Raw genomic sequence first — 20,588 nt, 5'->3', positions numbered from 1 at the left:
CAATGACCAAGACCAACAACTTCAATTTTCTGACTTCCAGCGTGTCTCGCCGCGCCGGCCTTGCCGTGATGATCGCCTCTGCAGCGTCACTGATCGGCTTTGCCGCCTTGCCCTCGACAAGCCTTGCCGCTGACAAGTCCATCAAGGTCGGGATCATGAGCGGCGAGGACGAGGATGTCTGGCGCGTCGTCACCGCCGAGGCCGCCAAGAAGGGCCTCAAGATCGAAACCATCGCTTTCAATGACTACACTCAGCCGAACGAGGCGCTGGAGCGCGGTGAGATCGACGCCAATGCCTTCCAGCATCAGCCTTACCTCGACAACCAGATCAAGACGAACGGCTACCATATCGTCAGCGTCGGCTACACCGGTGTCTGGCCGATCGGCCTTTACACAAAGAAGTACAAGTCGGTCGCCGAGATCCCGACCGGCGCTGTCGTCGGCGTTCCCAACGATCCTTCGAATGAAGGCCGCGCCCTGCGCGTGCTGCAGAATGCCGGCCTGATCAAGCTGAAGGATGGCACCGGCATTCTCGCCACGGTCGCCGATGTCTCGGAGAACCCCAAGAACATCGAGATCAAGGAGCTGGACGCCGGCATCGTCGGTCGCTCGATCGATGATCTGGATGCTGCCGTCGTCAACACCGACTGGGCGTTGAAAAGCGGCCTGTCGGCCACCGACCGCATCATCCAAGAGCCGGTCAACGACAATCCCTACCGCAATTTCATCGCCGTCAAGCAAGGCAACGAGAACCAGGACTGGGTAAAGACGCTTGTCGCCTCCTATCAGAACGACACCGTCAAGGCGGCTTTCGACAAGGTCTACAAAGGCACAGGCATCAGCGCCTATTGATATCAGCAGAACAATCGCTATCGACCAAGGCGGTCCGGGTCATTCCGGGCCGCCTTGGCATGAAGGCATGAAGGATAATGCAATGAACGACATTTCGACCGCGCCAGGGGCGCCGTCGCCGGCCAGCACGCAGGAGGTGGTCCGGCTGACCGATGTCACCCGCCGCTTCGGCGCGACACCAGCGCTCGACGGCATTTCGCTGACCGTCCATCGTGGCGAGATCCTCGGCATCATCGGGCGCAGCGGCGCCGGCAAGTCGACGCTGATCCGCTGCCTGAACGGGCTGGAGCGCGCCGATACGGGACGGATCGAGATCGAAGGTCGCGACATCACCGGGCTGGCCGAGCAGGATCTGCAGCCGATGCGGCGGCGGATCGGCATGATCTTCCAGCATTTCAACCTGCTGTCGGCCAAGACTGTCGAGGAAAATGTGGCTTTGCCGCTGAAGATCGAAGGCCTCGGCAAGACCGAACGCCTGAAGCGGGCCGGCGAGCTTCTGGAACTGGTCGGGCTGGCGGACAAGGCGAAGGCCTATCCCTCTGCCCTCTCAGGCGGCCAGAAACAGAGGGTCGGCATTGCCCGGGCGCTGGCGGCAAAGCCGGCGCTGCTTTTGTCCGATGAGGCGACGTCGGCACTCGATCCGGAAACAACCCGGGCGATCCTGACGCTGCTGAAGGACATCAATCACAAGCTCGGCCTGACCATCTTGCTTGTCACCCACGAGATGGAGGTGGTCCGCTCGGTTGCCGACCGCGTTGCGGTTATCGACGCCGGTCGCATCGTCGAGGAGGGTCCCGTCTGGTCGGTGTTCTCAGATCCTCGGCAGCCGATCACGCAGAGCCTGCTCGAGGGTATTCGCCCGCAGTTGCCGGAGCACATTCTGCAGCGCTTGTCGCCAACATCGGGAACGGAAGCGATCATCAGCGTGGATGTCTCGGGGCCGGCAGCACAGGGTGCCGTGTTCAACGACCTGTCGACGGCGCTGCCAAACTCCTACCGGTTGGTGCATGGCGGCATCGACCATATTCAGAACCAGCCGGTGGCGCGGTTCTTCATCGCCGTGCCGACCCGCGACCCGGCGCTGGCCGGCAACGTGCAACAGTTTCTAAAGGCCCGCTCGGCGCGGGTGGAGGTGCTTGGCTATGACACCGATCATGCTTGAACTGCTCGGCCGCTCCATCTGGGAGACGCTGGTGATGACGATGGCCTCAGGGGTGATTTCGCTGGTCGTCGGCCTGCCGCTCGGCCTAGCAATGGTCGCCACCGGAAAGGGTGGCATTGCCGAGCAGCGCTGGATCAACAGCATCCTCGGGGCGCTCATCAACGGCTTCCGCTCCGTGCCGTTCATCATCCTGCTGGTGGCGCTGATCCCGCTCACCCGGCTGATCGTCGGCACCGCGCTCGGGACAACGGCTGCCATCGTGCCGCTCGCCATTGCTGCTATCCCCTATTATGCGCGCATCGCAGAGGTGTCGTTGCGTGACGTCGATCACGGACTGATCGACGCAGTGCGGGCCATGGGCGGCAACCGCTGGACCATCGTGCGCGAGGTACTGGTGCCGGAAGCGCTGCCGGGCCTGGTTGCAGGCTTCACGGTAACGCTGATCACCCTGATCGGCGCCTCCGCCATGGCCGGCGCAATCGGTGCCGGCGGTCTTGGCGACCTTGCCATCCGCTACGGCTACCAGCGGTTCGAGACGAGCGTGATGGTCGCCGTGGTCGCTGTGCTGATCGTCATCGTCTGCGTCATGCAATGGGCCGGAGACCGGCTCGTCGCACGGCTAGACCACCGCTGATCGCCGCTAGCCGGCGGTCTTCTCTTCGTCCGGCCGCTCCCGTGCGCCGGGCGGGGTCCATCCGCGATCCGTCCGATCGTGCAATGCGCTGCGGTCGCCGAGCATCGCCGCCTCTAGGATGGCACCGATTTCCTTGGACCTCGCGATATATTCCGCATTGTTGAACACCTCCACGTCCTCTCGCCAGAGCGGCGCGAGCTGGCGTAGACCCCAGCGGTCCTGCTTGACGAAGACGGCCTTGCTCTTTTCAACCTCGTAGGGATGCATGCCGAGTGCCGTCAGGGCATAGCCGCCGGCTCTCACCGAACTGTCGAACATCTCGCGGACGATGTCGTCGGCCCCGGCCTGGTAGAGACGATAGACATGGCCGCGGTCGAAAGCGCGGGCGATGATGTGCAGCTTCGGGTTTTCCCGGCGCGCATGCTTGACGATGGTGATCGCCCGCTCGACATCGTCGATCGCTACCACCAGCAGCTTGGCGCTCGGCAGTCCGGCCGCATGCAGAAGGTCCGGACGTCCGGCATCGCCGAAGAACGAGCGTACGCCGAACTTGCGCAGCCCCTCGACCACGTCGGCCTGATAATCGAGCACCACTGTCTTGTGACCATTGGCGAGCAGCAGCCGGTTGATGATCTGCCCGAAACGCCCGAGGCCCGCGATGATGATCGACCCCGGCTCGGTGATCTCATCCGCCTCCTCCGCCTGGCGCCTGTCGAAGCGTGGGAGGATGACCTTGTCGAGCAGGATGAACAGCGCCGGTGTCAGCATCATCGACAGCGCGACGACCAGCAGCAGCACGGCGGCGAGATCGGGCGGCAGCACGGCGTTCTGAACGGTGAAGGACAGGAGCACGAAGCCGAATTCGCCGGCCTGTGCAAGGCCGAGCGCAAACAGCCACTTGTCGGATCCCTGCAGCTTGAAGGAATGCGCCAGACCATAGAGCACCCACGCCTTGACGAGCATCAGCGTGACCGTCAACGCCAGGACCGTGGCCAAATGGGCCCAGAGGAGCCCGAAATCTATGCTGGCGCCAACGGTGATGAAGAACAGGCCGAGCAGCAGGCCCTTGAATGGCTCAATGTCGCTTTCGAGCTCATGACGGAACTCGCTGTTGGCCAGAACGACGCCGGCAAGGAAAGTGCCGAGCGCCGGCGATAGACCGACCACGGACATCAGGAGCGCGATGGCGATGACCAGCAGCAAAGCGGCTGCGGTGAAGATCTCGCGCAACTTGGCAGCGGCGATGATACGGAAGATGGGCCTGGAGAGAAAGTGTCCGGCGATGACGACGAAGGCGACGGCGGCGAGCGTCACGATAGCCACTTGCCAACCCGGCAGGCCGTCGACAAGGCTGGCGCTTGCGTGACCGCCCGATGCTGCCGCGACGTCCTCGGCATGCTGGCTCAATTCCGGCAGCGCCAGCAGCGGGATGAAGGCAAGCATCGGGATGACGGCGATATCCTGAAACAGCAGCACCGAGAAACTTGCCTGCCCGCCATCGGATTTCAACAGGCCCTTTTCACCGAGAGTCTGCAGCACGATGGCTGTCGAGGATAGGGAGAAGACCAGGCCGATGGTGAGCGCGACACTCCAGACCTGCCCGAGCGCCATGGCAATTGTCATGACGATTGCCGCCGTCGCGACGATCTGCAAGCCGCCCAGACCGACGAGTTTGGCGCGCATCTCCCAAAGTGCGCGAGGCTGCAGTTCCAGGCCGACCAGGAACAGCATCATCACCACGCCGAACTCGGCGAAATGCTGGAGATCCTCCGTCTCATTGCCGATCAGGTGCAAGACCGGACCGATCAACACACCGGCGATGAGATAGCCGAGCACGGAGCCGAGGCCGAGCCGCTTGGCGACCAGCACCGAGACGACGGCGGCAAGGAGATAGACGAAAGCCTGGAAGACGAAGCCGTTCATTGGGTGGCACCTTGAATGGGAAGCGTGTCGTGGTGCAGCACATCAAAATGGCGGGTCGCTGCGAAATCGAACCTGTCGTCCCTGAGCGCTTCGAGGATCGCGCGGTAATCGCCAAGATGCTGACCAGCGCGCCCATCGAGCGCCGCCTTGCTGGCCGAAAACAGCACGAAGGGTGGGACAAACTCCATCTGGCAGAGATTGGCCGTCTGCTCGAGCGGTGACAGAAGGGTGCGGAAGCTGAAATGGTTTCGGCCCTGAGGATTGTAGGCCTGCTCGTCACCCCCGGCTGTGGCTGCTATCAGCAGGCGCTTGCCCTTCAGGCGGTCCCCGTCATGCCCATAGGCAAAGCCGTATTCGAGGACGAGATCCTGCCATTCCTTCACGAGCGACGGGGTCGAATACCAGTAGATGGGGAACTGCAGCACCAGAACGTCATGCTCCAGCAGCCGCGCCTGCTCCAGGTCGATATCGATGTTGAAAGTCGGATAGTCGGCATAGAGATCGACGAAGGTGATACCTTCTAGGCCCCTAGCGACCTTTGCCATCTCGACATTGACTTTCGAATGACGCTGGCCGGGATGGGCGAACAGGACGAGTACGCGTGCCATGAAACCTCGGTGTGCGGGAGCATTAGCGGGAACGGCTGCAAGCGGGGACCCGCTCGTCAGCGATTTCTCTCGCCGCGACTTTGGATCATTGGTCTGCAATTTTCCAGTGCAGATACCGGATATAGCTCGTTAATTTGCGAAAACGCAAAGAGCTGCGGGGCGCCCAAGCGCTCCCCGCAGTGGAAGTATGTTCATCTCGTTTGACCAAGTCCCGATAGCGCTCCTCGCTGCGGCAGCGGGAGGCGTCGATGTCCTACTTGTCTTTCTTGCCGAGTTTCAGGCTGCTTTCCGCCTGCTTGACCTGCGAGCCGATCGGGGTCGCCGATTTGACATCGGCCTTGTCCTTCTTCGGCTTGCGCGTTTCGCGGTTGCTGCGCACTTGACCTTTAGCCATCGTCATCTCCGTTTTATTTTATGGGTGACCTATCGGAAGGATAGTCTGGCGGGTCGAAAACCTCTGACGCCGCGATAGCCAAGCTGGCCAAAGCCGATGGCGGACAGTCGGCAGCAATTGCGGCTTATCTGAGGTGGCTCCTCCATGGAGAAGCCGTACTATCTTCCTTTGCCTAGAGCAAGGGAAACGCCGAAAAACGCTTGCCGCGCGCACGACAAGCGTTAAAATTCTGATGAACAAAGGGAAGAAAGATAACAGCGACCGGTTTCTGGAGCGACGGAGGCTAGCGCCTGGGCGCAAGCCGTCCTTTCACATCAAGCTCCGGCTGCTAGGCAATCAAGCCTTGTTTGCTGCGCCATCGCGCGTGTAGACGGCCTTCTTAGGGCCGGGGATCAGGCCTTCGCGCTGCAGCTTCTTGCGGGCCAGCTTGCGATGACGAGCAATGCCTTCGGCCTTTTCGCGAGCGCGCTTTTCCGACGGCTTTTCATAAGCCATGCGGGCCTTGATTTCGCGGAACAGACCTTCGCGCTGCATTCTCTTCTTGAGAACGCGGAGGGCCTGGTCGACGTTGTTGTCTCTGACTAGAACTTGCAAACTTCTATCCTTCGTTGACATTCGCGGTCGCTGCTGGCGCGTGACCTGCGGGTGTTTATTCATCATTTGGCAGCAGATCGACTTGCGAAAGGGCATATTCCCGATTTCGCAAGGCCGCTGCTGTATTGTAATTACCGGCCGGCGATCTTGATCACAAAAGCCGGCGACGACGCGTCATACCCTGACACGATCGCTTTGCCAACGGCGTCCTATCACATCATGGCGTTTTGGCCATAAAAAAAAGACGGTCAGGCAAATTTTTGTATCGCGCGGCCAATACCGGCCATGGCGGTCCATGCCGGATCTTCAATATACTAGATATGAAAGTGAGCGGTGTTTTCAAGTGTGCAGCGAGCGATCTCCTGTTGCAGGGTCGCATGGCCTATCCCGAACCGTTGCTGCAGCCCCTTTGCCGCCTCTGCGAGGATTTCATCGCCGGGATGCCCGGCAGGTGTGACGAGATGGCAGGAGAGCGCCGTTTCTGTGGTGCTCAAGGACCAGATATGCAGGTCGTGCACCGAGGCCACCCCGGGAAGCTCGCTTAGAAAAGCGCGGACTTTGTCGGTATCTATCCCGGCGGGCACCCCGTTCAACGTCATGTTGATCGAACCGGTCAGGAGGCTCCAGGTACCGAGGACAATGACCAGGTTGATGGCGAGACTCATGATCGGGTCGACCCAGTGCCATCCGGTCATGAGGATGACCAGCGCACCAACGACCACACCCACCGAGACGAGCGCGTCTGCGGCCATATGCATGAAGGCACCCCGCACGTTCAGGTCGCTGCCACCAGACGAGAAAAGCCAGGCGCAGAAGCCGTTGATGGCGATGCCGCAGGCAGCAACGACCATGACCGTTACTCCGGCCACGGGCTGCGGATTGAACATGCGCCCGATGGCCTCCCAGCTTAGCCCGCCCACAACGACGAGCAGGAAGACGGCATTGAACAAGGCCGCCAGGATGGAACTGCCACCAAGGCCGTAGGTGAAGCGCGCACTCGGCTTGCGCTTGGCAAGAATGACAGCCGCCCAGGCAACACATAGTCCCAGTGCATCGGATAGATTATGGCCGGCGTCGGCCAGCAGCGAAACGGAATTGCTCGAAAGGCCGTAAATCACCTCGATCAGCACGAATGCGACATTTAGCCCGACGCCGATGGCGAAAGCCTTTCCGAAATTTGCCGGAACGTGACTGTGGCCGTGCCCACCATGATGATGATCGTGGCCATCATGCCCGTGATCGTGATGGTCGTGCGCGTGTGTCATGGAAGTGTCTCGATAAAGCGGCGTCTCCGAAGAAGAGACGCCGCAGTCTGGGTGAGGCGATTTGCCGAGACTTTAGCGTCCACGCTAGTTTTTGTCCGATTTTTTCTTCGGCGTCTTATTTGTGAAGCGCGCATTGCCGAGGCCGGTGCCAATGGTGATGACGCCCCATTTGTCGACGTCCTGCATGAACGGGATCTGCGACAATCCCTGCACCACCGCGTCATTATGGATAATCACGACGGTGTCGTGGGCGCCGATGCTCGGGATGGCCTTAACGAGAGCCTCGCCGAGGTTGAATGTGTCGCTTTCCCAGTTGCCGCCCGGGAGGTTTTGGCCGCCGCGCTTGATTGATCCATCGGGATTGATGATGCCGGGGCAGGCGATCCCGATCACCGGCGCCAGTGTCAGCTTGGCTTTTTCTGCCTTGGCAATAAGGGTATCGAGCATCGCCGCCAGGCGTTCCACCGTCGCGCTGCGACTAGGCGCATCGTCGGCGTGGCGCCAAAGATCAAATTTCCAGACGGCGGCCTTTGACAGATCAGGCTTATTCTTGAGATCCATCTCGACGACGCCTGCACGGATGTTGGTGCCTCCAATGTCAACGGCGAGGATCGCATCGTAACCGCCGATCATCCAAGCCGGCATCAGGTGGGCAGCGCCGATCAGGCCGGCTTCGTCGGGATGATGGACGATCGGCGTCAGTTCGATCTTGAAGCCCTCGGCCTTCAGCAGCACCATCGCACGGGCGATGGCCAGTTCGCCAAAGCCGCTTTCCTTCAAGCCGCCGCCGACGACGACCCTCTCTGTGCCCTTCCAGCTGTCTTCCTTCAGGAACTTGCCGAGGACATGCGCAATCTCACCCGAAAAATCCTCGACGGCACCCATCACCAGGGCAGCCGCTTCCTTGTCCTTGCCGGTCAACACCGCGTCGATCTGCTTCTTCGACAGATCCTTGGTGGCTATGTCGCCGAGCGGATCCTCTCCACCCTTGCGGATACGCTTTCGCCAGTCGTCGAGCTTGTCCTGAAACGCCGACTTGCTGGCGCGATCGCCGATGAAGCCGTCCTTATCCTTCAATTCGAGATTATAGCCATCGATCGTCACGGATGGCAGATTGGTGCCGCCGTGGGTGATCAATGTGCTGTTGTTCTTGTTCGGGTCGTTCTTCTTTTTGTCCATGGGGCTCCCGCTGCGCGTCAGGTGTCGGCTTTTGCTGAACCGATACGACTTGCCTGATCAGAGCGGGAAGAACGCGATGCGACGAGGGTTGTTCCTATCCATTCGCGTGCCAGCATCGGTTGACCGATCACCCAACTTGCAGACCACGGATGTACGCTGAAACCTCGTGGGCATGGACCTTCGTGTCGCGCACCAGATCGTCGAAGTGCCGCTGCATCATCCGCACGGAATCGCGGTTGTGCAGGACAAGATACATCCGCCCGGCAAAGACGGCGGCGCGCAAGGAACCGAAGACCGTATAGGGAATGGAAAACCGTTCTCGGCCGTCGAACAGGAATAGCCGGAAGGAAGGATACAGGTCATCGACGAGACCCGCCATGTGCAACAACTGTGCCCGCCGGGTCGATGCCGGAAGGCCCTGCCAGATCCCCTGCCCCGTTGCGAAAGCCTCAAGCGTCTGCAGGGGCATGCAGGATTCCATGTCGGTTCCCGGTTCGCGATTGTAATCCAGCCGGAAGGCGGTCCCCGCCACCTGGTTGGCGGCGCTCTGATGGGCCTCGGACGCTTCATAAGCGATGACCTCGGATGTGCGCAGCAGATCGGGAATACGCGCGGGGACATAACGGATCTTCGATCCCGTCGCCTCGGCATGCCATTTAATCAGCAGCCCCGCCCCTTCATCGTCGCTGGTCTCGATTTCGAGGCTCGGCAGCAGCGCGCCCATAAGTCCCTCGTCCTGGGAAATACCCAGCAACCAGTCGAGCGACACTTGGTGGCGCTCGGCAATGCTCAGAAGGGTTTCGACACGCGGCAATCGCGCCGTCTTTCCTGAAAGCAGCTGCGATAGAGCCGAACGATCGATGCCGATCGCATCTGCAAAAGCCGACTGGCTCTCCGTGGAACGGTCAAAAAGCGACCGCAGACGCTGCTGGAAAAGCAGGGCAAGTTCCCGTTTATCCACGAGAAGCCTCATTCTGTGACAATTGTCACCATTATGAAGATTTCGTGCGCAGTGTCAACGAATGGTCACCATAATCGCATTGCACAAATTATCGGCAGGATCGACTGTTGGGGGAGGGCAACGAATCACGGATCACGGGCATGATCATCAAGTTCAAAAAGAAAGGAATTTCCAAGCGTAGAAGCAGGCGCTTCAAGGTCGAATGGCTGACGCTTCTGCTTATTCTGGGCTGCTATGGTTCGTGGCTTGTCGCCGGGCTATCCTACGGCTCCATGCCATGGCTTGCGATCCTGGTCATCCCCTTCCTGGCGACGTTTCAATCTTCGCTGCAGCATGAAGCGCTGCATGGCCATCCCACGCGCAATGCAAAGATCAACGAAGCACTCGTGTTCCTGCCAATTGCGCTGTTCTATCCGTTCCGGCGCTACAAGAACCTGCATTTGCGCCATCATGCCGACGAGCGGCTGACCGATCCCTATGACGATCCGGAAAGCTACTATCGCGCCCTCACCGATTGGGAGAATCTGCCTGGCTGGATGAGAAGCCTGCTGCGGTTTAACAATACCCTGCTCGGCCGGGTGACGATCGGTCCGGCAATCGGCGTGGTCGGCTTCCTGATCACCGAGCTTCGGTTGCTTCTCGCCGGTGGCAAGGCGCAGCGGGTGGCCTGGCTGCTACACATTGCCGGGCTGGTGCCAGTCCTCTTTATAGTACACGCCGTCTTCGGCATGCCGCTGTGGCTCTACAGCCTGCTTGCCTATGCCTCCCTTTCCATTCTCGCCATCCGCTCCTTCTGCGAGCACCAATGGTCAGAGCGGCCGGATGGCCGAACCGTCATCATCGAAAAATCCGTTCTGGGGCTGCTCTTCCTCAACAACAATCTCCACCTGATCCATCACAAGCGTCCGACGGCTGCCTGGTACAACTTGCCGCGTCTTTACAGGGAAAAGCCTGAGGAATGGCAGACGCTGAACGAGGGTTACGTCTTCCGGAATTATTTCAAGGTCATGAAAGCCTTTGCCCTCAGGGGCAAGGAGCCCGTGGTGCATCCGCAGACCCATCTCATCGCACCGCAGGTCAACCCCGCGGGTGCGGCTATCCCGAGACCGGCCGCTCAGACGACACCCCTCGGCCCGACGATCGGGCATGGCTTGTCTGTCCGGTAGCAGGCTTGCGCATCGGCCGACGGAACACCATCTGCCTATCGACCCGGCGACGCAATCTTCGGAAACCGGCTTGACCAAAGCTCGTCACATTCCTGAGCTAGAGCTTCCGGGGGTCGAGGTGGCAGAGGGCGAGCATGCGAAATTTGGCATTTTTCTATCGACTGAAGGCGCGGATCTCTCGCGGTTCCCTCTCGCTCGCACCTGACATGCGCCTGCCCTGGAGCTCGAAGATCCTTTGGAAGCATGGCTCTGTATCCGTAGGCACGAACAGCAGCATAAGGGACGGCGTCATTCTCGATGCGCAGCACGGCAGCATCGAGGTGGGCAACTATGTCTCATTCAACGACTACACCATCGTTCTTGGCCATGGCGGCGTTCGCATCGGCAACGATGTGCGGATTGCAGCGCAAGTGCTGATAACCTCCTTCGAACACAACTATGCCGACCCGATGCGACCGATCCGGACGCAGGGCAACACCAATAAGCCTGTTGTCATCGAAGACGATGTGTGGATCGGCGCCGGGGCGAAGATCCTTGCCGGCGCCCACATCGCCAAGGGCTGCGTCATCGGCGCCAACGCCGTGGTCAAGGGGAAGACAATTCCTTTCGGCGTCTACGGCGGCGCTCCAGCCAGGCTGCTGAAGATGCGCGGCGAGCAGGGGCCCAGGCACAAGCTTTCGCTCGCCATCCCAAGCTAGGCGCACCGGAAAAGCTGGTTCGCCTGCGATCGCCGAATTGCCCTCTTCGACCTTGTCCCAGGCACGCGCCGCCTCCATATGTTTGGAATAGCAAGGCTGCCTTGCGATCCCCTGTGATCGCCGCCTTGCATTCCAAACCAGGAGTAGCTCCATGACGGCTTTGTCCATTCTCGATCTTGTCCGCGTCACCGAGGACACCGACGCACGCGGCGCGCTCGACAATGCGCGCGATCTCGCCGCCCATGCCGAGACCTGGGGCTACCAGCGCTTCTGGGTTGCCGAACACCACAACATGATCGGCATTGCCAGCGCCGCCACCTCGATCGTCATTGCCCATATCGCTGCCGGCAGCAAGACGATCCGCGTCGGCGCCGGCGGTATCATGCTGCCGAACCACTCGCCCTATGTCATTGCCGAGCAGTTCGGGACGCTGGAGCGGCTGTTCCCCGGCCGCATCGATCTCGGCCTCGGCCGGGCGCCCGGAACCGACCAGATGACGCTACGCGCGCTCCGCCGCACCAATGAAGCCTCGGAAAGCTTTCCGCAGGATGTGCAGGAGCTTCAGGCATTTCTGGCGCCCGCAGGTCCCAATCAGCGGATCCAGGCCGTTCCGGCGGCGGGCACCAACGTGCCGCTTTGGATCCTCGGCTCGAGCAATTTTGGCGCCATGCTGGCGGGCGAGCTTGGCCTGCCCTATGCCTTCGCCTCGCATTTCGCCCCCGAGATGCTGATGCAGGCCCTGCAGATCTACCGCATGCGTTTCAAGCCATCCGAGCAGCTGGCAAAGCCGCATGCGATGGTGGGCGTCAACATAATTGCCGCGGAGACAGACGCGGAAGCCAAGCGCCTGGCAACCACGCAGCAGATGTCCTTCACCAACATGTTTCGCGGCACCCGTGGCCTCAGCCAGCCGCCGATCGACGATATCGAGACCTATTGGTCGCCGATGGAAAAGGCGCAGGCGATGCAGATGCTTCGCCGCACCATTGTCGGTTCGGAGGCAACCGTGCGGGCGGGAATCGAGGCGCTGGTCGCTGAAACCGAGGCCGACGAGCTAATGATCGTCTCCGACGTGTTCGACCACAAGGCACGGCTGCGTTCCTACGAGATGATCGCTGCGGCAGCCAAGGGGCTTGTCAGCAATGCAGGCAATGGCAGTGGACAAGCGGGCGCCTTTGAGGAAAGAAGATACGCAGCAGCGTTAACGCTCTAAGGGGAAGTATCTTGATCAAGTTGACCGACGACGGCAGCCGAGCGCTGTCCGACATCGCTGCCCGGCATCATATCAGCCAGGGCGCTGTCGAGCATCTGTTCATGGCAGTCGTCGCCGGTCAGGGTTATCAGGCGCAGTTCAACCACCCTGAACTCGGCGGCATGGGCCAATGGTCCTCCGGCGGCATGACGATGATCGGCGACATGTTCAACGGCAACCTGAAAGGCAAGGTCGCAGATATCTGTGCGGAACTTGCCGAGCTCAGCCGGAATACCGACTTGTGGCAGGAGCAATCTTCGGCCGCGCCGACTGAGGGCGGTGGCGCCAGCCTGTCCCGCCAATCGACGACAACAGGGAACTGGTGGCCGGATAACCTCGGCCATGTCTCGTCGACCGGGGCCCAAAATGACCTGCGCTATGCGGTTTTTCCGTCGACCCAGCGGCTGGCGGTCAGCCTTGGCGGACACATCAAAATTTACGACACCGGGGATCATCGGATAAGCGGCTTTTCGCAACAACAGGGCAGCGAACAGTCTGTGACGTTCACCTCCCAGCATGGCCTTGTCCGCGTCGCCGATCTGCAGGAGGTAACTCCGCCGGGGCATTCCCGCCCCGTGGCGCAGGAGCCAGTTGCTACCCCGGCCCACGCGCCGGCGCCGAATGCCCCCGCAGAAAAGCCGGCGCCTTCCTCCGAGCATGACATCTTCGCAAAGATCGAGCGCCTGGCCGATCTGCATGCCAAGGGCGCCCTCCGGGATGAGGAATTTGACGCCAAGAAACGCGAATTGCTCGACCGCCTCTGAAATTCGCTCTAGTTTGCCGGCGACCATGCGCCGCCCTCAGGGCGGTCCGAGCCTAGAGGTTTCTCATGAGTGCCGCCAATACCCGGAAGTCCGTCGCGCAACTGTCCGCCCTGCTCCAGTCGGGCGCCCTCGATCCACAGGCATTGCTCGACGAGACCTTCGATGCGATCCGCGCTCATCCCGATCAGGCGATCTTCGTCAGCCTGACGGAAGAACGCGCCGCAGAGGAGGCGAAGGCGGCTTCCGTGCGAATCCGCGAAGGTCGCTCGCTGGGCTTCCTCGACGGAATTCCGGTCGCCTGGAAGGACCTCTTCGGTATCAGGGGCCTTCCGACAACGGCAGGCTCGGTCGTGCTCAAGGACGCCGCGCCGGAAGAGCATGATGCCGATGTCGTCGCCGCCGGTGCAGCGGCCGGCATGGTTGGCGTCGGGCGCGTCAATATGAGCGAATTCGCCTTTTCCGGCCTCGGCATCAACCCCCATTACGGCACCCCGCACAACCCTGCCTCGACCGATGTCCCACGCCTGCCCGGCGGCTCGTCATCGGGCTCGGCCGTGGCAGTTGCTGCCGGGCTCGTGCCGGTGGCGATCGGCACTGACACCGGCGGCTCGATCCGCATTCCTGCCGCCTTCAACGGCATCATCGGCTACAAGGCGACGCGCGGTCGATATTCGATGAAAGGCGTATTCCCCCTGGCAAAAAGCCTCGATTCGCTCGGCCCCCTCTGCCGCACGGTGCAGGATGCGGTCTGGATCGATGCTGCCATGCGCGGCCGGACGGCGCCCGATGTAGAGCGAGGCTCTATCAAGGGCCTGAGCCTCGTGGTTCCGGAAACGGTTGTTTTCGACGGCATCGAGGATGGTGTTCTTGCGGCCTTTGAGGCGGCCTTGGAAAGGCTTGCGAGAGCCGGCGCGACTGTCAGGCGACAGGCCTTCCCGATTTTTTCCGAGGTTTTTGCGCTCACCCAGCAGCACGGGCCAATGGTCACGGCCGAGGCTTTCGCGGTCCACCGCCACCGTCTGGCGGGGCCTGAAGCCGATCGGATGGACCGCCGCGTGGTGGCCCGTGCCCGCCTCGGCGCCAACATTACAATGACCGGCTATATCGACCTTCTGAACGGCCGCGAGAAGCTGATTGCCGCAATGGCGGCTTCGGTGGGCGCGAATGAGATCCTTGCCTTTCCAACGCTGCCGCATGTCGCTCCCCCGATCGGGCCGCTGATCGAGGATGATGCGCTGTTCGTCAGCACCAACGCCAAGACCTTGCGCAATACGCTGATCGGCAACTTCCTCGATGGGTGCGGCATTTCCATCCCCTGCGGCGCGGGAGATGCGGGGATGCCGGCGGGCCTCCTGCTATCCGGCCTACCCAATGCCGACGACCACCTGCTCTCCGTCGGTCTCGCCGCAGAGGCAGTGGTGCGCGGAGAGCACTGAGGATGCGCAAATTCGGAATCACGCTTTCAAATTGCCCTTGCCGCGCCCACATTGTGCGGCGGACAGTTCCAAGCGTAAGCGACACCTGAAAGCAGAGCCCATGACCGAATGGAGTGCCCCGATGCCACTGCCGCTGAATAGCGGCCCGGCCGCCCATTCCGAGCCAGCAGGCATGTGGCCGGCCCGGCGCCGTCCAACGCTTGACTGGCTGATGCTGGAGACCCGCACCCAGCCCTTTATCGATAATATATTCGTCGAAATGTGCAGTCGCCTGGTGACGGAAGGCGTGCCGATCGACCGGGCGACGCTGCATTTCAGCACGCGCAATCCCCAGTGGCTGGGCGCCCGCATCCTCTGGCTACCAGGGATGGACCAGGCCGATATCCAGACCTTCGATTATGGCGTCGAGCTGACCTCACAATATCTGAACAGCCCCATCCATACCATCAACGAAGGCGGCGACGGCGTGCGCCAGCGGCTCGAAGACCGCGACGAACGCGGTAGCTGGCATCCGATCTATGACGACCTCAAGCAGGACGGCTATACAGACTACCTGGCTTGGCCGCTCGACCACACACATGGCAGGCGACATGTCGTCAGCTACGCGACCCGGCGGGCGGGCGGGTTTTCCGATGGCGATATACAGGCGTTGCAGGACTTGCTGCCGGCGCTGGCGCTGGTCAGCGAAATCAGGCTAAAGAACCGCCTCGCCCGCACGCTGCTCGAAACCTATGTCGGGCCGCATGCCAGCGAGCAGATCCTCGCCGGCGCCACCACGCGCGGCAGCGGCGTCACCGTCGGCGCTGCCATCATGATCTGCGACCTGCGCGATTTTACGAAGCTCTCGGACATCTGGCCGCGTGACGACGTCATCGAACTGCTCAACGGCTATTTCGACGCCATGTCGGAGCCGATCGAAAAGTTCGGCGGGGAGATCCTTAAATTCATGGGCGACGGGTTGCTGGCGATCTTTCCGCTCAGCGATCCCGATGCATGCCGCAATCTGATGCGGGCGATTGCCGAGGCGCAAACGGCGATGGTGGCGCTGAATATTCGGAATGTCGAAGGCGGCCACGACGCCCTCGGCTATGGCATCGGGGTTCATGTCGGGGATGTCATGTACGGCAATATCGGCTCCAAAGGTCGGCTCGACTTCACCGTCATCGGCCCGGCGGTCAATGTCGCCTCCAGGCTCGAGAGCCTGACCAAGGAGATCAAGCGGCCGGTGCTGCTATCACGCGCCTTCGTGGAGACGGCCGGTTGCGCTAAAGTGCTCGAAAATCTAGGTTCCTATCCGCTGCGGGGGCTCGGCGAGCCCATCGACGTCTTCGCCTTCTCGGCCGAATGTCTCTAGGCGCGCGCATCCTCGAGGATCATCGCCGCTCCCTTTTCCGCTACCATCATCGTCGGGGCGTTGATGTTGCCGGCGGTGATCGTGGGGAAAATCGAGGCATCGACGACACGAAGACCATCGACGCCGTGGACTCGCAGGCGCGCATCGACCACCGACGTCGCCGGGTCCGAGCCCATCGCGCAGGAGCCGCAGAGGTGGTAGATCGAGCCGCTATTGGCCCGGAAATAGGCGAGCAGATCGTCGTCGCTTTCGACTGACGCCGATGGCGAAATCTCCGTCTCGGTGATTTCGGCAAGAGCCGGCGCCGCAGCAATGCGCCGGATCAGCCGGCTACCCTGCAGGACTTCGTCGATATCGCGGTCGGTCGATAGATAGTTCGGTCGGATCAGCGGCGGCTTGGCCGGATCGTTGGATGCGATCGCGATTTCGCCCCTGCTGGTGGGTCGGCAGGAATTGAAGGCGATGAGAAATCCCGGATAGGGCTCCGGCACCAGCCCTGCCTTTGGGTTGGCTGGAATGCGATAGGACAGCGGGTTGAAATAGAGCTGGATGTTCGGCCTTTCCTCCATCGGCCCGCCGCGAAAGAAACCGCCTGCCTGGTTGACGCTCATGGCAAAGGGCCCCTTGCGCGTCAGGATGTAGCGCAGGCCGAGCGAGGCCTGCCCGAACAGGCTGCCGAAAGCGCCATTAAGGGTCGGCCGGTTGGCGCGGTAGTAGAAGCTGGCGCAGAGATGGTCCTGCAAATTGGCCCCAACCGCCGGCAGATGGTGCTGGCTGGCGATCCCAAGCCCCGAGAGGAAGGCGGCATCGCCGATACCGGATAATTGCAGCAGCTTCGGGCTATCGACAGCGCCGGCGGCAAGGACGACTTCCCGCCGCGCCATGAAACGCCGCAGCTGTCCGCCCTGCAAAACCTCCACGCCCTCGACCCGTCCTTCCCCGGAAAAGAGCAACCGCTGCGCCAAGGCGTGGCGCTCGACCGCAAGATTTGCCCGTTTCAGCGCGGGGCGAAGATATTCGGCGCTGGAATGCGACCGCTGGCCGTTGCGGGTGTTGATGTCGTAGACGCCGGCACCCTCGATGGACGCGCCATTGAAGTCGTCATTCGAGGGCAGTTGCGCCTCGCTGCAGGCTTTCAGGAAGGCATCGCTGATGGCGTGGGTCATGCCGCGCATCGGTGTCACGTGGATAGGGCCGGCGTCGCCATGCCATTCGGATGTGCCCCTGGCATGGGTTTCCAGCTTCTTGAAATAGGGGAGGACGTCGCCTGCTCCCCAGCCTGGATTGCCGACGGCACGCCAATCGTCGAAATCGGCGGCGGCGCCGCGCACGAAAATCATCGCGTTGATCGATCCCGAGCCGCCCTGCACCTTGCCGCGCGGCACGTAGAGGCGGCGCCCGTCGAGCCTTGCTTCCGGTTCGGTCGAGTACATCCAGTTGACGGCGGGATTGTAGTAGCTCTTGGCATAGCCGACCGGGATCTTGAACCAGAAGGAATCGTCCTTGCCGCCGGCCTCGATCAACAACACGGTATATTTCCCGCTCTCGCTGAGGCGGCTCGCCAAGATGCATCCGGCCGAACCCGCGCCGACAATGACGAAGTCGTAGATCATGGTCTGTCTCTATCGTGATCAGCCGCGGGCGGGGGCGAAGGCTTTGACGTCCACTGGCTCAGGGGCCATCTGCAGATGTAGACGGTCGCCGCTATAGGGCGAATGGCGCTCGATGACGTCGAGATCGAGCTCGATGCCGAGGCCGGGCTCGCGGGACGGGATCAGGTAGCCATCCTCGAACTGCAGCTTGGTCTTCAGCACCTCCGCATGAAAACCGCCGAAATCCATGATGGCTTCATGAATGAGGAAGTTCGGCGTCGCGGCGGAAAGCTGGATACTGGCAGCAGCGCCGACCGGGCCATTGTAAAGGTGCGGCGCGATCTGCGCGTAATAGGCCTCGGCCATGCCGGCGATCTTCTTTGCCTCCAGCAGCCCGCCGACGCGGGCGACATTCATCTGCAGGATCGAGGCGGCACCAAGTTGAAGGACGCGCTGGAATTCATACTTGGTCGTCAGCCGCTCGCCGGTCGAAATCGGGATCGACGTGGCGCGGGCGACTTCGGCCATGGCGGCTTCCTGGCCGGGCGGAACGGGCTCTTCGAACCACAGGGGGTCGTACTTCTCCAGCCGCCGGGCGAGACGGATGGCCGAGGACGGCACCATCTGACCGTGGGTGCCGAACAGGATATCGGCGCTGTCGCCGACCGCCTCGCGGATTTTTGCGCAGAAGGTCTCGCAGCGGGCCATCACGCCCAGCGATAGCTGATGGCCGGAATAATTGGTGTAGGGACCGGCGGGATCGAATTTTAGGGCCGTGAAGCCTTGATCGACCATCTCGATCGCGCATTCGGCGGCAAGGTCGGGGTCGTTGTAGTCGTATTCGCCGGCGGTGTTTTTCGGATAGAGATAGGTGTAGGCGCGCAGCTTCTCATGAACCGTGCCGCCCAGGAGATCGGAGACCGGCCGGCCGGCCGCCTTGCCGATGATATCCCAGCAGGCGATCTCGAGGCCGGAGACGATGCCCATCATCGTCGGGTCTGGCCGCTGGGTGAAGCCGCTGGAATAGGCCGCCCGCCAGAAGCGCTCGATCTGGTGCGGGTCGTGGTCGAGCAGGTAGCGCTCAAAGACATCCTCGATCAGCGCCACCATGCCCGAGGGGTGGAAGGACGAGGCATAGATCTCGCCGACGCCCTCGATGCCGCAGGCGGTCTGCAGCCGGACAAACATCCAGTACATGCCGCCGACATGGGGTGGCGGGACGGCGACGATATGGGTCTTCAGCGAGGCGATCTTCATGGGCGATCCTTCAGGGTCCAGCGGCGCGAGGGAGCGGGCGTCAATGCTTCAGTATGACGAGGCGTGTCTGGGTGAATTCCAGCATGCCGTGCTTGCCGTCGTCGCCGCCGAGGCCGGACTTCTTCCAGCCGGCGTGATAGCCCTGGTAGGGATCGGCCGGGAAGCGATTGATGTAGAGCTCGCCGGCTTCGATCCGGTCTGCCGCCTGCATCACCTTCCGGTAGTTCTCGGTGAACAGCACCGACGACAGGCCGAACTGATGGTCGCTCGCGAGCGCCAGCGCCTGCTCGAAATCATCGTAGGACAGCACCCCCAGAACCGGGCCAAAGGCTTCGTCGCGGACGATCTCCATCGTCTGCGTGCAGCCGGACAGCAGCGTCGGCGGATAGAAGAAGCCGGGGCCATCAGGCAGTACGCCGCCGGCTTCGAGTTTCGCACCTTCGGCCTGGGCTCGTTCGACGAGGGCGTGAACGCGCGCGCGGGCGGCAGCGGTTGCCAACGGCCCCATGGCAGCGGCATCGACGGCGCGATCGCCGAAGCTGCGGGCGGCAAAGCCCTGCCGCAGTTTTTCGAGCAGCGCATCATGGACAGACGCGTGCACGTAGAGCCGCTCGGCGGAGGTGCAGACCTGGCCGCAATGGGCCGTCTTGGCGGCGATGATCGCTGCCGCCACCGCGTCGAGATCGGCATCCGGTTCGACGATGACGGGCGTCTTGCCACCGAGTTCCAGCGACGGCTTGGCGATATTGGTCTTGCAGAAATCCAGCACCGCCTGGCCGGCGGCGACGCTACCTGTCAGCGTGATCATGCCGACTTGCGGTTGGGTGCACAGCGTGCGGCAGACCTCGTGGCTCATGGCCATGATGTTGACGAGGCCCGGCGGCAGATCGGCATCGAGGATGGCTTCGGCAAAGACGAAGGCCGAGGTCGGCGTCGTGTTGCTGGGGCGCACGACGACGGCATTGCCTGTTATCAGCGCCGGCGCAATTTTGCGCACCAGCGTGTAGATCGGGAAGTTGAAGGGGATGAGGCAGGCGACGACGCCGATCGGCTCGCGCTTCAGCAACAGGGTTTCGTTGGGCGTATCGCTCTCGATGATCTCGCCCTCGACCCGGCGCGCCCACTCGGCGTGGTAACGCATCAGCTCGACGCCGTAGATGGCCTCGCCCGTTGCATCGGCAAGACTTTTGCCGGATTCGCGCGCCAGCGCTTCGCCGATACGGCCGGCATGCTTCTCGATGGCGTCCGCCAGCCGGCGCAAGGCATCGCCGCGCTGGATCGCCGGCAGGACGCGCCATTGCCTCTGGGCTGCTGCGGCCTGCGCCACCGCATCGATAACAGTCGCTTCGTCGGCTTCGGGAACGCTGGCGAAGACCTCGCCAGTGGCGGGATTGCGGACGTCGATCCGAAATGAGTTCGTCGGCTCGCAGAAACGGCCACCAATAAAATTGCGATACTCCGTCATCTCCAGCCCTCACCTCCCGGTCAGACGTCGGAA

19 protein-coding genes are annotated in these 20,588 nt (G+C 61.9%); 9 read left to right on the top strand and 10 right to left on the bottom strand.

Annotated elements, in window-relative coordinates; genetic code table 11:
- Nucleotides 1-2 precede the first annotated feature (2 nt).
- The 3 genes from VH564_RS12635 to VH564_RS12625 all read left to right on the top strand — a co-directional run bounded on the left by VH564_RS12635 (nt 3) and on the right by VH564_RS12625 (nt 2,647).
- Nucleotides 3-851, top strand: a complete 849-nt coding sequence (locus VH564_RS12635) for a MetQ/NlpA family lipoprotein (RefSeq protein WP_423340190.1) — start codon at nt 3-5, stop codon at nt 849-851.
- Between the two features lie 82 nt (nt 852-933).
- Entirely contained in the window at nt 934-2,013 is a 1,080-nt protein-coding gene (locus VH564_RS12630) for a methionine ABC transporter ATP-binding protein (protein ID WP_423340189.1), read from the top strand.
- The gene (locus VH564_RS12625) at nt 1,994-2,647 is read left to right on the top strand and encodes a methionine ABC transporter permease (RefSeq protein ID WP_423340188.1); all 654 of its coding nucleotides are present in this window, start codon (nt 1,994-1,996) and stop codon (nt 2,645-2,647) included. Before VH564_RS12630 ends, VH564_RS12625 begins: the two co-directional genes overlap by 20 nt.
- A 6-nt stretch (nt 2,648-2,653) precedes the next feature.
- On the opposite strand, the gene VH564_RS12620 is transcribed toward VH564_RS12625, so the two are convergent.
- The 7 genes from VH564_RS12620 to VH564_RS12590 form a co-directional block, all read right to left on the bottom strand.
- Nucleotides 2,654-4,570 (bottom strand): monovalent cation:proton antiporter-2 (CPA2) family protein, encoded by a 1,917-nt coding sequence (locus VH564_RS12620; protein WP_423340187.1) that lies wholly within the window; start codon nt 4,568-4,570, stop codon nt 2,654-2,656.
- Nucleotides 4,567-5,178 (bottom strand): NAD(P)H-dependent oxidoreductase, encoded by a 612-nt coding sequence (locus VH564_RS12615; RefSeq protein ID WP_423340186.1) that lies wholly within the window; start codon nt 5,176-5,178, stop codon nt 4,567-4,569. Before VH564_RS12615 ends, VH564_RS12620 begins: the two co-directional genes overlap by 4 nt.
- A gap of 253 nt (nt 5,179-5,431) precedes the next feature.
- Nucleotides 5,432-5,572, bottom strand: coding sequence for a hypothetical protein (locus tag VH564_RS12610; protein WP_423340185.1), 141 nt, complete (start codon nt 5,570-5,572; stop codon nt 5,432-5,434).
- 336 nt (nt 5,573-5,908) lie between these two features.
- On the bottom strand, nt 5,909-6,166 hold the full coding sequence (rpsU, locus tag VH564_RS12605; RefSeq protein WP_423340184.1) for a 30S ribosomal protein S21: 258 nt from the start codon (nt 6,164-6,166) through the stop codon (nt 5,909-5,911).
- Between the two features lie 314 nt (nt 6,167-6,480).
- Nucleotides 6,481-7,431, bottom strand: coding sequence for a cation diffusion facilitator family transporter (locus VH564_RS12600; protein WP_423340183.1), 951 nt, complete (start codon nt 7,429-7,431; stop codon nt 6,481-6,483).
- An 84-nt stretch (nt 7,432-7,515) separates the two neighbouring features.
- A complete protein-coding gene (locus VH564_RS12595) occupies nt 7,516-8,610 on the bottom strand; it encodes an ROK family protein (protein ID WP_423340182.1) in 1,095 nt (364 codons plus the stop codon).
- Nucleotides 8,611-8,737: 127 nt separating this feature from the next.
- Nucleotides 8,738-9,571 (bottom strand): helix-turn-helix domain-containing protein, encoded by an 834-nt coding sequence (locus tag VH564_RS12590; protein WP_423340181.1) that lies wholly within the window; start codon nt 9,569-9,571, stop codon nt 8,738-8,740.
- Nucleotides 9,572-9,711: 140 nt separating this feature from the next.
- Between VH564_RS12590 and VH564_RS12585 the strand changes: the two genes are divergently transcribed.
- The 6 genes from VH564_RS12585 (at nt 9,712) to VH564_RS12560 (ending at nt 16,241) form a co-directional block, all read left to right on the top strand.
- Complete coding sequence (locus VH564_RS12585) at nt 9,712-10,737, top strand: fatty acid desaturase (protein WP_423340180.1); 1,026 nt, start codon at nt 9,712-9,714, stop codon at nt 10,735-10,737.
- A 134-nt stretch (nt 10,738-10,871) separates the two neighbouring features.
- Nucleotides 10,872-11,435: an acyltransferase gene (locus VH564_RS12580; RefSeq protein ID WP_423340179.1), complete on the top strand. Its 564-nt coding sequence runs from the start codon at nt 10,872-10,874 to the stop codon at nt 11,433-11,435.
- A gap of 151 nt (nt 11,436-11,586) precedes the next feature.
- Nucleotides 11,587-12,648: an LLM class flavin-dependent oxidoreductase gene (locus VH564_RS12575; protein WP_423340178.1), complete on the top strand. Its 1,062-nt coding sequence runs from the start codon at nt 11,587-11,589 to the stop codon at nt 12,646-12,648.
- Nucleotides 12,649-12,659: 11 nt separating this feature from the next.
- Nucleotides 12,660-13,451 (top strand): SHOCT domain-containing protein, encoded by a 792-nt coding sequence (locus tag VH564_RS12570; protein WP_423340177.1) that lies wholly within the window; start codon nt 12,660-12,662, stop codon nt 13,449-13,451.
- A gap of 65 nt (nt 13,452-13,516) precedes the next feature.
- A complete protein-coding gene (locus VH564_RS12565) occupies nt 13,517-14,887 on the top strand; it encodes an amidase (RefSeq protein WP_423340176.1) in 1,371 nt (456 codons plus the stop codon).
- A 121-nt stretch (nt 14,888-15,008) separates the two neighbouring features.
- Nucleotides 15,009-16,241: an adenylate/guanylate cyclase domain-containing protein gene (locus VH564_RS12560; protein ID WP_423340175.1), complete on the top strand. Its 1,233-nt coding sequence runs from the start codon at nt 15,009-15,011 to the stop codon at nt 16,239-16,241.
- Here VH564_RS12560 and VH564_RS12555 read toward each other — a convergent pair.
- The 3 genes from VH564_RS12555 to VH564_RS12545 are packed head-to-tail and all read right to left on the bottom strand — an operon-like array spanning nt 16,238 to nt 20,555.
- Entirely contained in the window at nt 16,238-17,854 is a 1,617-nt protein-coding gene (locus VH564_RS12555; RefSeq protein WP_423340174.1) for a GMC family oxidoreductase, read from the bottom strand. The two genes, VH564_RS12560 and VH564_RS12555, sit on opposite strands and share 4 nt — an antisense overlap.
- A gap of 18 nt (nt 17,855-17,872) precedes the next feature.
- A complete protein-coding gene (locus VH564_RS12550) occupies nt 17,873-19,090 on the bottom strand; it encodes a mandelate racemase/muconate lactonizing enzyme family protein (RefSeq protein WP_423340173.1) in 1,218 nt (405 codons plus the stop codon).
- 40 nt (nt 19,091-19,130) lie between these two features.
- The gene (locus VH564_RS12545) at nt 19,131-20,555 is read right to left on the bottom strand and encodes an aldehyde dehydrogenase family protein (protein WP_423340172.1); all 1,425 of its coding nucleotides are present in this window, start codon (nt 20,553-20,555) and stop codon (nt 19,131-19,133) included.
- Nucleotides 20,556-20,588 lie beyond the last annotated feature (33 nt).

The sequence above is a fragment of the Rhizobium sp. HT1-10 genome (genome assembly GCF_049472505.1).
GTDB lineage: Bacteria > Pseudomonadota > Alphaproteobacteria > Rhizobiales > Rhizobiaceae > Rhizobium.
This window is presented reverse-complemented; position numbering and strand designations above follow the sequence as displayed.

What these genes read in the sequence shown, in the direction of transcription:
- VH564_RS12565 (WP_423340176.1), top strand. Translation starts at nt 13,517, where the DNA reads ATGAGTGCCGCCAATACCCGGAAGTCCGTCGCGCAACTGTCCGCCCTG.
- VH564_RS12585 (WP_423340180.1), top strand. Translation starts at nt 9,712, where the DNA reads ATGATCATCAAGTTCAAAAAGAAAGGAATTTCCAAGCGTAGAAGCAGG.
- VH564_RS12635 (WP_423340190.1), top strand. Translation starts at nt 3, where the DNA reads ATGACCAAGACCAACAACTTCAATTTTCTGACTTCCAGCGTGTCTCGC.
- VH564_RS12575 (WP_423340178.1), top strand. Translation starts at nt 11,587, where the DNA reads ATGACGGCTTTGTCCATTCTCGATCTTGTCCGCGTCACCGAGGACACC.
- VH564_RS12545 (WP_423340172.1), bottom strand. Translation starts at nt 20,555, where the DNA reads ATGACGGAGTATCGCAATTTTATTGGTGGCCGTTTCTGCGAGCCGACG.
- VH564_RS12550 (WP_423340173.1), bottom strand. Translation starts at nt 19,090, where the DNA reads ATGAAGATCGCCTCGCTGAAGACCCATATCGTCGCCGTCCCGCCACCC.
- VH564_RS12610 (WP_423340185.1), bottom strand. Translation starts at nt 5,572, where the DNA reads ATGGCTAAAGGTCAAGTGCGCAGCAACCGCGAAACGCGCAAGCCGAAG.
- VH564_RS12625 (WP_423340188.1), top strand. Translation starts at nt 1,994, where the DNA reads ATGACACCGATCATGCTTGAACTGCTCGGCCGCTCCATCTGGGAGACG.
- VH564_RS12580 (WP_423340179.1), top strand. Translation starts at nt 10,872, where the DNA reads ATGCGAAATTTGGCATTTTTCTATCGACTGAAGGCGCGGATCTCTCGC.
- VH564_RS12615 (WP_423340186.1), bottom strand. Translation starts at nt 5,178, where the DNA reads ATGGCACGCGTACTCGTCCTGTTCGCCCATCCCGGCCAGCGTCATTCG.
- VH564_RS12555 (WP_423340174.1), bottom strand. Translation starts at nt 17,854, where the DNA reads ATGATCTACGACTTCGTCATTGTCGGCGCGGGTTCGGCCGGATGCATC.
- VH564_RS12595 (WP_423340182.1), bottom strand. Translation starts at nt 8,610, where the DNA reads ATGGACAAAAAGAAGAACGACCCGAACAAGAACAACAGCACATTGATC.
- VH564_RS12560 (WP_423340175.1), top strand. Translation starts at nt 15,009, where the DNA reads ATGCCACTGCCGCTGAATAGCGGCCCGGCCGCCCATTCCGAGCCAGCA.
- VH564_RS12630 (WP_423340189.1), top strand. Translation starts at nt 934, where the DNA reads ATGAACGACATTTCGACCGCGCCAGGGGCGCCGTCGCCGGCCAGCACG.
- VH564_RS12600 (WP_423340183.1), bottom strand. Translation starts at nt 7,431, where the DNA reads ATGACACACGCGCACGACCATCACGATCACGGGCATGATGGCCACGAT.
- VH564_RS12620 (WP_423340187.1), bottom strand. Translation starts at nt 4,570, where the DNA reads ATGAACGGCTTCGTCTTCCAGGCTTTCGTCTATCTCCTTGCCGCCGTC.